A 13,356-nucleotide genomic window follows, 5' to 3' on the forward strand; every position below is an offset into this window, starting at 1 on the left:
AGTCGATCATGATCCGTTTAAAACAATTTTTTCGACGGGGCCTGCGTATCACACAAGTGTGTCCCTGGTTTCGGTCATCAATGCTTATAAAGGCGCGCATTGCAGGTGTATTGTTGGCACCTGCGTTTATCAGTCCTTAATGGCCTGCTTTTAAACTTTTTACGCGAATTACAAATACGGAGATTCAGTCAAGGTGTCCTCTTTTGATCAACTGTCCAAGCGTGCCAGAAAACTGGAAAAACAGGGCCAGATCGACGAGGCCATTAAACTCTATGAACTGTTTCTTCAGGACTACCCGAAAAACACGCGCGCCAAAGCAGCGCTTGAAAAGTTGCGTGATGCCGCATCGGGTGCTGGTATGTCTGCCCAGCAGGCTTTTGTGAAGGCCAGAGAATTCATTGATCAAGGTGCATATGCAAAGGGTATCGAGCTCGCCAGAAAACTCGTCGAGGATGCACCTAACAGTGCCCAGGTGTGGAACCTTTTGGGGCTTGGCTATTCCAGAAGTCAGAACTCGGTAGAAGCAGAAAAATGTCTGCGCAAAGCCATCGAGCTTGATAAAAACTTCGGCATGGCCTGGGTCAATATTGCGACGTTGTTTTCCGAGCAGAACAAGTACGAACTGGCCCTGCAAGCCTTTCAGAATGCCAGTTACATAGAACCTGAGAATGCCGGGGTTTTGAATGCCATTGGTGGCGTTCTCTTGGAAATGCGGCGTTTTGACGAAGCCGAAAAATTCTGTGTCCAAGCAATAAAATACGATCCGGACTTGGCCAAGCCATACCAGAATCTCGGTATTATCCTGTATCGCAAGAATAAGCGCGGGGCGGCCAAGCAGGCGTTTGAAAAGGTTGCGAAACTTCGACCTGATAGCATGACCGCACTTTCCGATTTTCTTCATGCACGCGCGCAAATCTGCGACTGGGCGCCGCTTGCCCCCGAGTTGCAACATACAAGGCCGCTGGGAAAGCCGGGAAATTCCGTTTCACCGTTTTCCCTGCTGCATTTCGAGGACGATCCATATGCGCAGAAAAAACGCTCGGAAAACCGGGCACAGGAACTTGCCACGCGTGATCCCGCTAAACAGTTTCCACGCCCTGCATCGCGTCCGGAAAAACTGAAAATCGGCTATTTCTCTGCTGATTTTCATAATCACGCGACGCTCTCCCTGATGATGGGGCTTTTTGCTGCGCATGACAAAAGCCGCTTTGAAATTCACGCCTACAGCTATGGTAGTGTGACAGACGGGTGGCGCCGCGGTGAGCTCCAGAAAATGGTTGATTACAACTGGGATGTCCGCAATGCGTCCGATGCCGAAATTGTTCAGCATGCGCGCGAGCAGAGGATTGATATCGCGATTGATCTCAAAGGCTATACCCAGAACGGAAGACCGCAACTATTTGCCCCTCGCATGGCACCAATCCAGATCAACTATGTTGGCTATCCGGGAACGTTGGGGGCGGATTATATCGATTATCTGATCGCCGATCACACCATCGTCCCCGACGACTACAAAAACGCCTATTCCGAAAAAATCATCTATATGCCGAACTGCTATCAACCAAATGACGGCGGTCGGGAATTTCCAGAAAATACGCAAACCCGCAGCGAGCTTGGCTTGCCGGAAGACGGTTTTGTGTTCTGCTCCTTTAATGCCAATTACAAGATTTCACCGCGTGAATTTGATATCTGGATGCGACTTCTTGATAAGGTCGATGGCTCTGTGCTGTGGCTGTTCGAAGGCAGCGAAGATGCAATGCACAACCTTCGAAAAGAAGCAGGCAATCGGGGTGCGGATCCAGCGCGCCTTGTGTTTGCAGGCTTCCTGCCAGAGGCACAGCACCTTGCCCGCCATAAACACGCCGACCTGTTTCTGGATACCTTCAATGTGAACGCGCATACGACGGCAAGTGATGCGCTTTGGACCGGGTTGCCGCTGGTTACCTTGCCCGGGAAGCAGTTTGCCGCCCGTGTGGCTGCAAGCGTTTTAAAGGCCGCAAACCTTTCTGAGCTGATTGCCACATCCGAAGAAGACTACGAGGCGATTGCCCTTGATCTGGCGCTTCATCCGGAAAAGCTGGCTGCCATGAAAGCCAAGGTGACAGAAAACGTCAAAGCCTGCCCGCTGTTTGACACCAGATCATATACCCTTGATCTGGAGCGGGGCTATGACGCAGCCTATGAACGCTATCTCGCGGGTAAGGCGCCTGCAGACATTGACCTTGTCAGTTCGTAACATGTTGGCGAGTTTTGTACCGGGAATGAGGAAGAAGTTTTGAGTGCGGCTCTGGAAAATGTGGTATCGCGCGTTCAAAAGGCCATGCGCAGCAATGAGCCTGATCTGGCTATTGCCATATGCGACGAACACCTGAAAACAAACCCCAATTCGGTCGTGCTTTGGGACCTCTTGGCAAATGCCCATTTTCTGAAAAAGGACCATGTTCAGACCGCTCGTTGTTTCGAGAAGGTCGTGGAACTTGCGCCTCAAAGCCCGAAATCGCACCAAAATCTTGGCACGTTTTATCAAAGCATCGGCAAGTTTAACGAAGCGCTGCAATGTTTTCAGAATGCTGTCAATTGCGATGCAAACTATGCGCTGGCCTATAACAGTGCTGGCAATGTTCTGCTTAAGGTGGGGCAGGTCGATACTGCGCTACAGTATTTTGCCAAGGCGCTTCAGCTCGACCCGAAACTTGCAGACGCTTATAGCAATATGGGCAAAGCTTTCTTCATCAAGGGGCAGTTACAGGCCGCTGCCCAAGGCTATGCTAAGGCGTATTCTCTTGCCCCCACGATGAAAAGTGCTCTGACCAGCCAGTATTACACGATGGCGATGATGTGCGACTGGTCCGGGTTTGACGCGTTTTCGCGGGCTGCCAGCACGCTCGGCGTTGAGGGGGAAGTCGTTTCACCATTTCCGCTGCTGAAACTCGAAGATGCACCGGAGCGCCAATTGGTCCGCAGCCAAAGGCTCGTGATGGTGAATTTTGGTCGCGGCGCCCCATGGCAATTGCCCCGGCCAACCGAACGACCAGGTAAGTTGCGCATTGGCTATTTTTCGGCCGATTTTCAGGATCACGCGACGCTTTCGCTGATGATGGGGCTTCTGCGCCATCACGATCACGACAAGTTTGAAATTCACGCCTTCTCATACGGCTTGATCAAGGACAGCCAAAGTCTTGATCAAGCCAAGGGATACTTTGAAAGTTTTTCCGATGTTGAACGGGCGTCGGATGATGCGATTGTCGCACTTGCGCGCGAAAAGAAGATCGATATTGCGATTGATCTCAAGGGCCACACGAAACTGGGCCGGATCGGCATTTTTGCACGCCGTGCTGCCCCGGTTCAGATCAACTATCTTGGCAATCCCGGGACCATCGGGGCCGAATTCATTGATTATATGGTCGTTGATAAGGTTACGGTTCCTGAAACGCATAAACAGTATCTGGCGGAAAAACCGCTCTATCTGCCGCACTGTTATCAGCCCAACGATGATCAGCGCAGCATTCCCGAGACGAACACAACGCGCGCTGATTTCGGCTTGCCGGATAACGGGTTCGTTTTCTGCAGTTTCAACAACACCTACAAGATCTCCCCCACCGAATTTGATATCTGGATGCGGCTCTTAAAACAGGTCGATGGGTCGGTGCTCTGGTTGTTCAAGGGCAATGACTACGCGGCGCAAAACTTGCGCAACGAGGCACAAAAACGTGGTGTCGGTCCGGATCGTCTTGTCTTTGCTGAAAAACTGTCGCCAGCGGAACACCTTGCCCGGCACAAACATGGCGACCTGTTGCTTGATACCTTTAACGTCAACGCCCACACCACAGCCAGTGACGCGCTTTGGGCCGGTTTGCCGCTTGTCACTCTGCCCGGCGAACAATTTGCTGCCCGGGTGGCTGCAAGTATCCTTAGGGCTGCAAACCTGCCGGAACTGATTGCAAAGGACGCAGCCGAGTACGAGGCCATTGCTCTTGATTTGGCGCTTAACCCCGAAAAAATTGCGGCCTTGAAACAGAAGGTGAAGGATCAGAATAAGACCTGCCCACTGTTTGACTCAGAAGGCTATACCCGCGATCTCGAAGCCGGGTATGAAGCGGCTTATGGTCGATACCTCAACGGATTGGCGCCTGATGACATCGAAGTTTGACGAGGCGGTGCTTTCTGCTCTTGGCGAAGGTTTGATGGCGCGATAAAACAGTGCCATGACAATAGAACAACCAGATAAAGGCTGCATGTCGGTTGACCTGCGCCAGGGCAAAATCCCGGAAAAAACCGTGTTCGTCAGTGCGGTGGCACTCGTCGATACTGATCATCGCGTGCTGATCGCCCAGCGCCCGGAAGGCAAATCCATGGCAGGCCTTTGGGAATTCCCCGGCGGTAAGGTCGAGGCCGGGGAAACCCCCGAAATGGCGCTTGTGCGCGAGCTCAAGGAAGAGCTTGGCATTGATATCACTGAAAGCTGCCTGGCACCCTTTACCTTTGCGTCCTTCACCTATGATGACTTCCATCTGATGATGCCGCTTTATCTCTGCCGTGTCTGGAAAGGTGACATCACACCGATGGAAGGCCAGCAGGTGAAATGGGTGCGCCCGGTGCGCCTGGGTGATTATCCGATGCCGCCGGCTGATGTGCCGCTTGTCGCAATGCTGCGCGATTTCCTGTGAGCCACCCGCGCGTTTTCGGCGTATGGTTCAGGGCAAAAGAATTTGAATGATGTTGTGGGGATATGATGTCTGATCCGGTCCGTGCCTGTCTGATTATTATCGGCAATGAAATCCTGTCTGGCCGCACCCATGACAAGAACCTGCCCTATCTGGCAGAAGAACTGAACACGCTGGGTGTGCGGCTGGCCGAAACCCGTGTCATCCCCGATATCGAAGACACCATCATTGCCACGGTCAATGAATGCCGGGCAAAGTTTGATTACGTCTTTACCACCGGTGGCATCGGCCCGACCCATGATGACATCACGTCTGAATGCGTTGCCAAGGCATTTGGCGTTGATATCGAACTGAATGCACACGCCCACGCATTGCTTAAAAGCCACTACGACAACCCTGAAGACCTGAATGAAGCGCGCCTGCGCATGGCGCGCATTCCGGTCGGGGCGGAACTGATCCAAAACCCGATTTCCAAGGCGCCGGGTTTTCGCATGGAGAACGTCTATGTCATGGCCGGTGTGCCGATGATCATGCAGGCCATGTTCCAGGGCATCAAACATCAGTTGATCGGCGGCAAACCCATGGTCTCGCGCTCTGTCGGGGGTTACATCCCCGAAGGCTCGATCGCCAAGGTGCTGGCTGAAATCCAGGGTGATTTTCCGGCAACCGATATCGGGTCCTATCCGTTCCTGCGCGAAGGCAAGCTTGGTACGACATTGGTCGTCCGCGGCGAGGAGCCCGATGACGTCAACCAGGCATCAGATCGTATTCGCCTTGCCATCATCGAGGGCGGAAAGGACGTGATCGAAGACACCGGCGCTGTTTGATTGCGTTTGGTCAAGGTAACCGTCACGCGTGATGCCTAGAATTGTTCTGACCTTTTGACGGGAAGAGAACATGACCGACCAGAACCGAGATCAGCATGAAGATCGCCGCAACAGTCAGGCCGCGCGCGAAGCGCGGTCGATTGTCAAATTCATGATCGAACACACCGCCTATGGCGGTTTTGGTGCATTGGTTTTTGGCGCACTGGTTCTGTTTTTCGATATTGGCGGGATTTACAGCCTTGCGATGTCATCGCGTGATGCACCGATCTTTATCTTCCTGTTGTTCTTTGGCCTGTTCGTGACCTTTGGCGGCATCAGCCTGGGTATCGGGATCATGACAATGGGCGGTTTTTCGGATAATGACCGCTACCGCGACGAGCGAACGCGCAACCGCAATGACCATAACCGCAAATAGGAAAAGGCGCCGTGATCGGCGCCTTTGTCATTTGTGCAGATGCCCTTGATCAGGCTTGGTCTTCGGCTGATTTTTTGGCGATAACCCGGGCCACCAGCATGCCGATGATCCAGCCCGCCAGTGGGACGATAAAGATGTAATCAAACAGCGGGTGGTTTGAATCCCCACCGGAGACCGCCAGAATGAACCCGACCCAACCTGCGGTCAGGATATAGCCGAGAATCTTGAAATAGACGCCACTCGACAGCCCCTTTTTCTGCGGGGGCTGTTTGGGGGTGTTCGCCTTGTTTTCATCGCCAGACATGTCGTGTTCCTAGAGCGTATTGCATCAAATTCTCCTCGCTTTGTTTGTTTTTGGCGTGTGGTTTGGCAAGGCACAGCGAGCAGAGCGATGCGGCGTATCGGTCAAACGGTGTAACGCCGCGAAACGCCGCCAAAGACAAACCCTGTGGGCCGCGACATCCTTCCGCCCCGAAGCGTCAAGGTCCTTGACCGTAGCCCCGCTACGCGCAGCGGACCTTTCCTTGCCGGACAGAAGGATGTCCTCGGCAAAGTGAAGAGAATTTGATGCAACACGCTCTAGCGTTCAAGTGTCAGCGCGTCGGGATCAATGCGATCCTGCCAGCCTTCGCGTACCAGTTCGGGCACGACATGATCCTGTTCCGGATAGCCAATGCAAAGATAGGCAATCAGGCGCCAATGGTCGGGGACATCAAGTGTTTTGCCGACAACATCAGGCTCAAGGATCGACACCCAGCCAACCCCGATCCCCTTGACGCGCGCGGCCAGCCACAGCAACTGCACCGCTGCCACAGCCGAATAATCAAGCATCTCGGGCATGGTCTTGCGCCCCAATCCCATGCCGGCTTCGGTTTCTTCATCGGCGAAGACCGCCAGTTGCACCGGTGCCTGATCCATACCCTGCAGCTTCAGTGACGCATAAAGCTTGGCACGCTCACCGTGATAGTCATTGAGTGCTTCATTGTTGGCGCGCTCGAAACTGTCGCGGATTGATTTGCGGCGATCGGGATCATTGACCTTCACAAAACGCCACGGCTGGCAATTGCCAACCGATGGGGCCAGGCAGGCTTCCTTGATCAGGTCGTCGATGTCTTCCCGGGGGATCGGATCGGTGCGAAAACGCCGGACATCACGCCGCCACAGCAACAAATCAATGAACTGCTTCTGGAAGGCCGTGTCGAAAACCGGCGGCGTCGGATCAATGTCCTCGGCAGTGTTTTCGGCAATCTGATCTGATTTGGTCATGGCGCGGGCCTGATGGAATTGCGGGGTAACTTTCAATTGCTTTGCACCCTACCTGCCAGCGCCGATCTCGCCAATAGCAAGATGATGACATCATGCGATTGCTGGCGTATTACCGTCAGAACGGCACATCTATGGTGAGAAGCCCGGTGTAATCCCCATGCGCAACTTCATAGGTCAGTTTGCGCCGTAGCTCGAAACTGACACTGGCAGGGAAGCGACCCCACTGCTGCGTAATGCCGCCACCGGTATCAAGATAAAGATTGGTACTCTCGACACTGACAAACGGTTCAAGCGTCATCGAGGATCGCGCCACATCATGGACCAACGAGAATTCCGATCGAATGCCGGTAATGTCCTCAGCCCCGGTGGCATGATCGCGAAAACCCTGAATGCTGAGGTCAAAGTTTAGCGGGTCATAGGCATATTCCGACCCGGCGTAGTAGCGCGTCGATCCGCTGCGCCCGTAATTCTGATTGAGAAGCGAGACGGTTTCTTCCTGTCCGGCAAACGGGATGATCTCGTGATTGCCAAGGGCAAGGCGATAGCGCGCCTCGACCGAGGCATCAAAAAGCTGGGTGGTTGCCGTGCTGCCGGCCACAAGTCCGCCGTCTGTCGCGCGCGCGGCGTCAACATATTCGCGTGCCGTGATCACGTCGCCATCAAGCTGAATGCTTAGCGGCATCGCACCGAATTCGTAATTAGACCCAAACCCGATGCTGTTTGAAATGCTGGTGCTATCAAGTGTTTCGGCGTAGTGCACATGATCGGGCACCGTGCCAATCGGCGATTGGGCAATGGTGCTTTGCCCCAAACTGATACTGCCACGCAGGTTAAACCAGTCGGTCACCCTTGAAACGAAATAGGGCGACAGGGCCAGGTTGTTCTCGCGGTAATGCAATTGCCGGGTACCGGATTCTCCAACCGTGCTGCCCCAGCCAATACCAAGGCCAAGCACCAACCCGTCATCCACCAGATAATCAACCCCGCTATCAATCGAAATGGTGTCGCCACTAAGCCCCGGGTCATAGCCCGACCCGGTAATGCGGTTTTCAAGTTCTGAATGATTGCCCGCAAGCCAGATGCTGATCGGCGCATGGGCGCTGCGCGATTGGGCGGGAAAGGTACCCGCCGCACTGTCAAAATCAATCCTGCGTGCAAGTGATGACAACGCAGTGCGACCGGCCAGAATCTCGCTTGGCGTCGGCGTGCCGGCGCCAAATTGCAGATGCTCGGTCGCTTGTTGCGGTGGGGCAAGGAAGCTTTCAGACAGCAGCGGGGCGACCCGGCTGTCATAAAGGTCCTCGTCCATCTTGTCATAAAGGCGGTTCATGTGGCGGCGCTGGTTTGCGCTGCGCGTGGTGGTCTTGTTGCGCAAAACCGGCGCATCCGGGCGCGCGCCATCATCGCTGGCCAAGGCCGGCGCGATAATGGGCGGTTGGTTTGTCTCGCGGCGAACAACATAGGCGATGGCCGCCAGACAGACCGTGGCAACCACGGCAGTTTGAAAAGGCCTGTGCATCTGACGTTAAACATCTCTGTTCGGGTCAGCGACTTAGCCTGACAGAGGAAAATGCACGGAATGTGGAGAAAGACGGGCAGTTCTGCCCTATTGATGCCTGTGAGTTCGAATGCGGGCACAGGCGCGTAAAGGCGAGGGCAAGGACCAATAGAATGTTGCGTCAAAAACCAAGCCGCGCTAGAACGCTTTGCACCGGCCTTGACCGGTTCCAACGCGCGTCGCGGGCGTGGCGAAATTGGTAAACGCAGCGGACTTAAAATCCGTCAGCCCTAAGGCTTTGCCGGTTCAAGTCCGGCCGCCCGCACCAGCGCACCGGTCCACCAATTCGTGGTCCCGGCATCAAATTGTCGAATTCCCGCCCTCAAATCCTCTGCTTTGTATTTCACGCTGTGATGCTTGATCCGCAGTCTTGCTGTGGATGTTTGGTTCATTGCGAACGCAGGAGAATGATGATGGTTCATATGATTGCCTTTGGTGTCATTGCGGCTGCAGCACTTTTCGTCACCTGATGATCGGTTTGGGCTGCTTGTAAGTAATGTTGCAGTGCGATAGGATTTGTGATGTGCTGATCGCGCCATCAACAGGCCAGCATTGCCATGAACAAAGTCGTCGCCAAACCTGCCGAGATTTCCCAAAACCCGGTGCAAGCAGACCGGCCCTGGCACGCTTTGCCAGCCGAGCAGGCTCTGGAGGATTTCCAGACAAGCCCGCAAGGCCTTGATGCAGAGCAAGCATCATCGCGTCTGGCGCAATATGGCCCCAACCGTCTGGATCCACCACGTCGGCGCGGGCCACTGATCCGCTTTCTGGCGCAATTCAACAATGTGCTGATTTATGTCCTGCTGCTGGCAGCCCTTGTCACGGCGGCCTTGGCGCATTGGGTCGATACGGCTGTCATTCTGGCGGTGGTGGTGATCAATGCCATCATCGGATTTGTTCAGGAAGGCCGGGCGGAAAGCGCGCTTGAGGCGATCCGCAATATGCTGTCGCTGGCCGCCATCGTCGAACGCGGCGGGCGCAAAACCGAAATCCCCGCCGAAAATGTCGTGCCCGGCGATATCATCCATCTGCAATCGGGCGACAAGGTCCCGGCGGACCTGCGCCTGATCCGGGTCAAGGGTCTGCAAATTCAGGAAGCCATTCTGACAGGCGAATCTGTGCCCGTTGATAAGGCCGTCTCATCGGTGGCCGAGGACGCAGCCCTTGGGGATCGTTTTTCCATGGCCTATTCCGGTACCATGGTCACCCACGGGCAGGGCTGTGGCGTGGTTGTTGCCACCGGGGCCAAAACCGAGATCGGCCGCATCAGTGCGCTTCTGTCCGAGGTCAGCACACTGACCACGCCGCTTCTTAGGCAAATGTCGACTTTTGGCCGCAAGCTCAGTGCCGCGATCATGGCGGTCGCCTTTGTCACCTTTGCCATTGGCGTCTGGGTGCATGGTCGTGGGGCGGCGGATATGTTTGTCGGGGCGGTCGCACTGGCAGTTGCCGCCATCCCCGAAGGTCTGCCAGCCATCATGACCATCGCGCTTGCCACCGGCGTACAGCGCATGGCATCGCGCCGTGCGATCATTCGCCGCCTGCCGGTGGTGGAAGCACTTGGCTCGGTCAGTGTGATTTGCTCGGACAAGACCGGCACGCTGACGCGCAATGAAATGACGGTGCAGTCGCTTGCCACCGGCAAGCATCTTTATGCCGTGACCGGTACCGGCTATCGCCCCGAAGGCGGGTTTGAGCTGGATGGCAAACCGGTCACGCTCGATGATCATCCGGGCCTGACCGAAATGGCGCGCGGGGCGTTGCTGTGCAGTGATGCGGGTCTGCATGAAACGGATGGTCAATGGTCGGTCGATGGCGATCCGACCGAAGGCGCGTTGGTTGCCCTTGCCATGAAGGCAGAACTTGAGCCAGGTGCGGAAAACCGTCTGTTGCCGCGTCATGACGTCATCCCGTTTGAATCCGAACATCGTTTCATGGCGACCCTGCATCACCATGCCGAAGGCCATGGCTTCATCTATGTCAAAGGTGCGCCGGAACGTATTTTGGGCATGTGTAGCTCGCAAGGCGGACCAGAGTTTCAGGAGGTCCTTGACCGCCCCTATTGGGAAGCCCGCATGCAGGAAATGGCCGAAAACGGCCAGCGGGTTCTCGCACTGGCCTTCCGCCCGACCCATAACGGCCATCACCAGCTGGTCTTTGATGACGTCAAACAGGATCTGGTGCTGATCGGTCTTTATGGCCTGGTCGACCCGCCGCGCGAAGAAGCCATCGCCGCTGTTGCCAAATGCCGTGCCGCCGGGATCGCGGTTAAAATGATCACCGGCGATCATGCCATCACCGCTGGCGCCATTGCCCGCCAACTGGGTCTGGGCGACGGCGAACGCGTGGTTAGCGGGCATGAGCTTGACGGGTTTGATGATGGCGCCTTGCGTGATGTCGCCAGCCAATCCAACGTATTTGCCCGCACCAGCCCCGAACATAAACTCCGTCTGGTCAAGGCCCTGCAGGCCGAAGGCCATGTCGTTGCCATGACCGGCGATGGCGTCAATGATGCCCCGGCACTCAAACGTGCCGATGTCGGCGTTGCCATGGGCCAAAAGGGCAACGAGGCCGCCAAGGAGGCCGCCGAGATGGTGCTGGTCGATGATAATTTTGCCTCGATCGCGGCTGCGGTGGAGGAAGGCCGCACGGTCTATGACAACCTCGTCAAATCGATCCTGTTCATCCTGCCCAGCAGCGGCGGGGAAGCCCTGACCATCGTTATGGCCCTGGCCCTGGGGCAGTTGCTACCGATCACCGCCCCGCAAATCCTTTGGGTCAATATGATCACGGCAGTGACACTGGCTTTGGCACTCGCGTTTGAGCCCGCCGAAGACAATGTCATGAAGCGTCAACCGCGCCGGCGCGATGCGCCGTTGCTGTCGGGCTTTCTGATCTGGCGGACGGTTTTTGTCTCGCTCATTCTGGTGATCGGGGTTTTCGGGGTGTGCGTCTGGTTCCAGAACCGCGGTGCGGATCTGGAAGTCTCCCGCACGGTGGCGGTCAACACGCTTGTTATGTTTGAGCTGTTCTATCTGTTCAATGCCCGCTTCCTTACCGCATCGGCCGTCAACCGACAGGGTCTGATTGGCAGTCGCGCGGTGCTGATCGCGGTGGCACTGGTGGTGATTTTCCAGCTGATCTACACCTATGCGCCACCGATGCAGTATCTGTTTGAAAGTGTCGCCATCCCGCCGCTGGGCTGGGCCATGGCGGTGGGCGTCGGGTTTAGCGTCTTTGTCCTGGTCGAGATTGAAAAGGCGGTTTTGCGCCGCTGGCAGAAACGCGCGTCACGGTGATGTTTACCGGATGTAAAGCAGATGTCGCCTATCCATGATGCATCGCCGCAACCAGATGCCAGGCCACCATGCTCCTACCTGATGAAGAAGACGAAGGCCCACGCAAGAAAGAACGAGTGGGCAAATATGTTGCCCCCGAAGAGCGTGCTGCCAATATCGTCAAACAGCTTGATGAATTCCTGCGTAAAGGACCGCGCAAGGGGCTGAAATATTCCCGTTGGCAGCAGCTGGCCTGGTATGAGATCGTCGATGAAATCAAGCGCGCCGAAATGGCCCAGAAAAATCAGGACACCCTGACCAAATCCGCCTTCCTCAGCCTCGCAATCGGCTTTGGTACGGTCGGCTTCTGGGGCTTGGTTCTGATGGCGGGCAATGGTCTTGGCGGCATCGCCGCAGGCGTCATTGTGATCGCCGGTCTGGTCATCTGGCGCGCCATGGCCAAAGCCCAATGGTTTAAATAGAAACACGCTTACGCAGGCAGTCAAAACCATGAACAAGGACGCAGCTGAAACGCTTGCCATTCGTGCCATTGCCCATATCGCCGGGGATGAGGAATTGCTGCAAGGTCTGATCGCGCAAACCGGCATGGGGCTTGATGACCTCAAAGCCGGGATCGGATCAAACGAAGTGCAGTGTGGCGCCCTTGAATTTCTGCTGTCGCACGAGCCGTTCCTGATGCGCTTTGTCGAGGATTCGGAATACGCCCCCGAAGACCCGGCACGCGCACAAATCGTCCTTTCCGGCGGCCCGATCTGGCAGGACTAGCCTCGGCCAAGCAATTTCGGCTTGTTGGCGATTTCAGGGTGGTGGTCGCTGCGCAGCAATCCGTAAATTACGGAATCGCGGATGCCGATATGGGTTTCCCATTCGCCGCGCAAAATGCCTTCGCGGGTAAAGCCCAGTTTTTCAAACGTCTTTTGGGATGCGTGATTGTCCGGGTCAATATCGGCAAAGATACGGCGTGCCGATGTTTTGGCAAACAGATCCTCGATCGCTGCTGCCAGTCCGCGCGCGGCATAATTCTGCCCGCGCGCAGCCGGATTGATCATGCAGGCCGCTTCCCAGATATCCTTGTCCCGCCCGGTATTATAAAGCGCGATGCGACCAAGCGCGGGTCCATCGGGGGTTTCGCAGACAACCCAGGATGTTGTCTCATAACCCGTTGTCCAGCTTCTAAGGTTGGCAATGGTCGTTTCCAAATCGGGAAATGCAGGATCGGGCAGCCAAAGGCAACAATCGTCGTCACCGAAAATAACATGCAGGTCCGGACCATCGGTGACCGGATTAAGGGGGCGCAGATACATGTGGGGCACTTTGTTCTGGTGTC

General features: G+C 55.6%; 12 protein-coding genes and 1 tRNA gene. 9 read left to right on the forward strand and 4 right to left on the reverse strand.

The genetic code is table 11. The features are described from left to right. Positions 1-193 precede the first annotated feature (193 nt). The 5 genes from ACXAIA_RS03465 (at position 194) to ACXAIA_RS03485 (ending at position 5,906) form a co-directional block, all read left to right on the forward strand. Positions 194-2,236 (forward strand): O-linked N-acetylglucosamine transferase, SPINDLY family protein, encoded by a 2,043-nt coding sequence (locus tag ACXAIA_RS03465; RefSeq protein WP_475348118.1) that lies wholly within the window; start codon positions 194-196, stop codon positions 2,234-2,236. A 39-nt stretch (positions 2,237-2,275) separates the two neighbouring features. Further along, a complete protein-coding gene (locus ACXAIA_RS03470; protein WP_475348119.1) occupies positions 2,276-4,150 on the forward strand; it encodes an O-linked N-acetylglucosamine transferase, SPINDLY family protein in 1,875 nt (624 codons plus the stop codon). A gap of 85 nt (positions 4,151-4,235) precedes the next feature. Beyond that, a complete protein-coding gene (gene mutT / locus ACXAIA_RS03475) occupies positions 4,236-4,667 on the forward strand; it encodes an 8-oxo-dGTP diphosphatase MutT (RefSeq protein ID WP_475348120.1) in 432 nt (143 codons plus the stop codon). Positions 4,668-4,729: 62 nt separating this feature from the next. After that, entirely contained in the window at positions 4,730-5,491 is a 762-nt protein-coding gene (locus ACXAIA_RS03480; protein ID WP_475348121.1) for a competence/damage-inducible protein A, read from the forward strand. A 70-nt stretch (positions 5,492-5,561) separates the two neighbouring features. Further along, entirely contained in the window at positions 5,562-5,906 is a 345-nt protein-coding gene (locus tag ACXAIA_RS03485) for a hypothetical protein (protein WP_475348122.1), read from the forward strand. A 49-nt stretch (positions 5,907-5,955) separates the two neighbouring features. Here ACXAIA_RS03485 and ACXAIA_RS03490 read toward each other — a convergent pair whose 3' ends face one another. The 3 genes from ACXAIA_RS03490 to ACXAIA_RS03500 all read right to left on the reverse strand — a co-directional run bounded on the left by ACXAIA_RS03490 (position 5,956) and on the right by ACXAIA_RS03500 (position 8,691). Beyond that, positions 5,956-6,210 carry a hypothetical protein gene (locus ACXAIA_RS03490; RefSeq protein WP_475348123.1) on the reverse strand — a complete coding sequence of 85 codons (255 nt, stop codon included), beginning with the start codon at positions 6,208-6,210 and terminating at the stop codon, positions 5,956-5,958. Positions 6,211-6,485: 275 nt separating this feature from the next. Next, the gene (gene bluB / locus ACXAIA_RS03495; protein ID WP_475348124.1) at positions 6,486-7,172 is read right to left on the reverse strand and encodes a 5,6-dimethylbenzimidazole synthase; all 687 of its coding nucleotides are present in this window, start codon (positions 7,170-7,172) and stop codon (positions 6,486-6,488) included. Between the two features lie 115 nt (positions 7,173-7,287). Then, positions 7,288-8,691, reverse strand: a complete 1,404-nt coding sequence (locus tag ACXAIA_RS03500) for a hypothetical protein (protein WP_475348125.1) — start codon at positions 8,689-8,691, stop codon at positions 7,288-7,290. A gap of 220 nt (positions 8,692-8,911) precedes the next feature. Between ACXAIA_RS03500 and ACXAIA_RS03505 the strand changes: the two genes are divergently transcribed. From ACXAIA_RS03505 to ACXAIA_RS03520, 4 genes are all read left to right on the forward strand, one after another. After that, a tRNA-Leu gene (locus ACXAIA_RS03505) sits at positions 8,912-8,998 on the forward strand. A 289-nt stretch (positions 8,999-9,287) separates the two neighbouring features. Beyond that, positions 9,288-12,029, forward strand: coding sequence for a cation-transporting P-type ATPase (locus ACXAIA_RS03510; protein WP_475348126.1), 2,742 nt, complete (start codon positions 9,288-9,290; stop codon positions 12,027-12,029). A 68-nt stretch (positions 12,030-12,097) separates the two neighbouring features. Next, positions 12,098-12,490 carry a hypothetical protein gene (locus ACXAIA_RS03515; protein ID WP_475348127.1) on the forward strand — a complete coding sequence of 131 codons (393 nt, stop codon included), beginning with the start codon at positions 12,098-12,100 and terminating at the stop codon, positions 12,488-12,490. Positions 12,491-12,518: 28 nt separating this feature from the next. Further along, positions 12,519-12,794 (forward strand): DUF3572 domain-containing protein, encoded by a 276-nt coding sequence (locus ACXAIA_RS03520; RefSeq protein WP_475348128.1) that lies wholly within the window; start codon positions 12,519-12,521, stop codon positions 12,792-12,794. Here the strand turns inward: ACXAIA_RS03520 and ACXAIA_RS03525 are convergent. Further along, positions 12,791-13,333, reverse strand: coding sequence for a GNAT family N-acetyltransferase (locus tag ACXAIA_RS03525; RefSeq protein ID WP_475348129.1), 543 nt, complete (start codon positions 13,331-13,333; stop codon positions 12,791-12,793). The two genes, ACXAIA_RS03520 and ACXAIA_RS03525, sit on opposite strands and share 4 nt — an antisense overlap. Between the last annotated feature and the right edge of the window lie 23 nt (positions 13,334-13,356).

The sequence above is a fragment of the Thalassospira sp. ABL2_045 genome, assembly GCF_056161285.1.

Excerpts from the sequence above, each read along its gene's own strand:
- ACXAIA_RS03500 (WP_475348125.1), bottom strand. The coding sequence starts at position 8,691 with ATGCACAGGCCTTTTCAAACTGCCGTGGTTGCCACGGTCTGTCTGGCG.
- bluB (WP_475348124.1), bottom strand. The coding sequence starts at position 7,172 with ATGACCAAATCAGATCAGATTGCCGAAAACACTGCCGAGGACATTGAT.
- ACXAIA_RS03525 (WP_475348129.1), bottom strand. The coding sequence starts at position 13,333 with ATGTATCTGCGCCCCCTTAATCCGGTCACCGATGGTCCGGACCTGCAT.
- mutT (WP_475348120.1), top strand. The coding sequence starts at position 4,236 with ATGTCGGTTGACCTGCGCCAGGGCAAAATCCCGGAAAAAACCGTGTTC.
- ACXAIA_RS03515 (WP_475348127.1), top strand. The coding sequence starts at position 12,098 with ATGCTCCTACCTGATGAAGAAGACGAAGGCCCACGCAAGAAAGAACGA.
- ACXAIA_RS03520 (WP_475348128.1), top strand. The coding sequence starts at position 12,519 with ATGAACAAGGACGCAGCTGAAACGCTTGCCATTCGTGCCATTGCCCAT.
- ACXAIA_RS03480 (WP_475348121.1), top strand. The coding sequence starts at position 4,730 with ATGATGTCTGATCCGGTCCGTGCCTGTCTGATTATTATCGGCAATGAA.
- ACXAIA_RS03490 (WP_475348123.1), bottom strand. The coding sequence starts at position 6,210 with ATGTCTGGCGATGAAAACAAGGCGAACACCCCCAAACAGCCCCCGCAG.
- ACXAIA_RS03485 (WP_475348122.1), top strand. The coding sequence starts at position 5,562 with ATGACCGACCAGAACCGAGATCAGCATGAAGATCGCCGCAACAGTCAG.
- ACXAIA_RS03510 (WP_475348126.1), top strand. The coding sequence starts at position 9,288 with ATGAACAAAGTCGTCGCCAAACCTGCCGAGATTTCCCAAAACCCGGTG.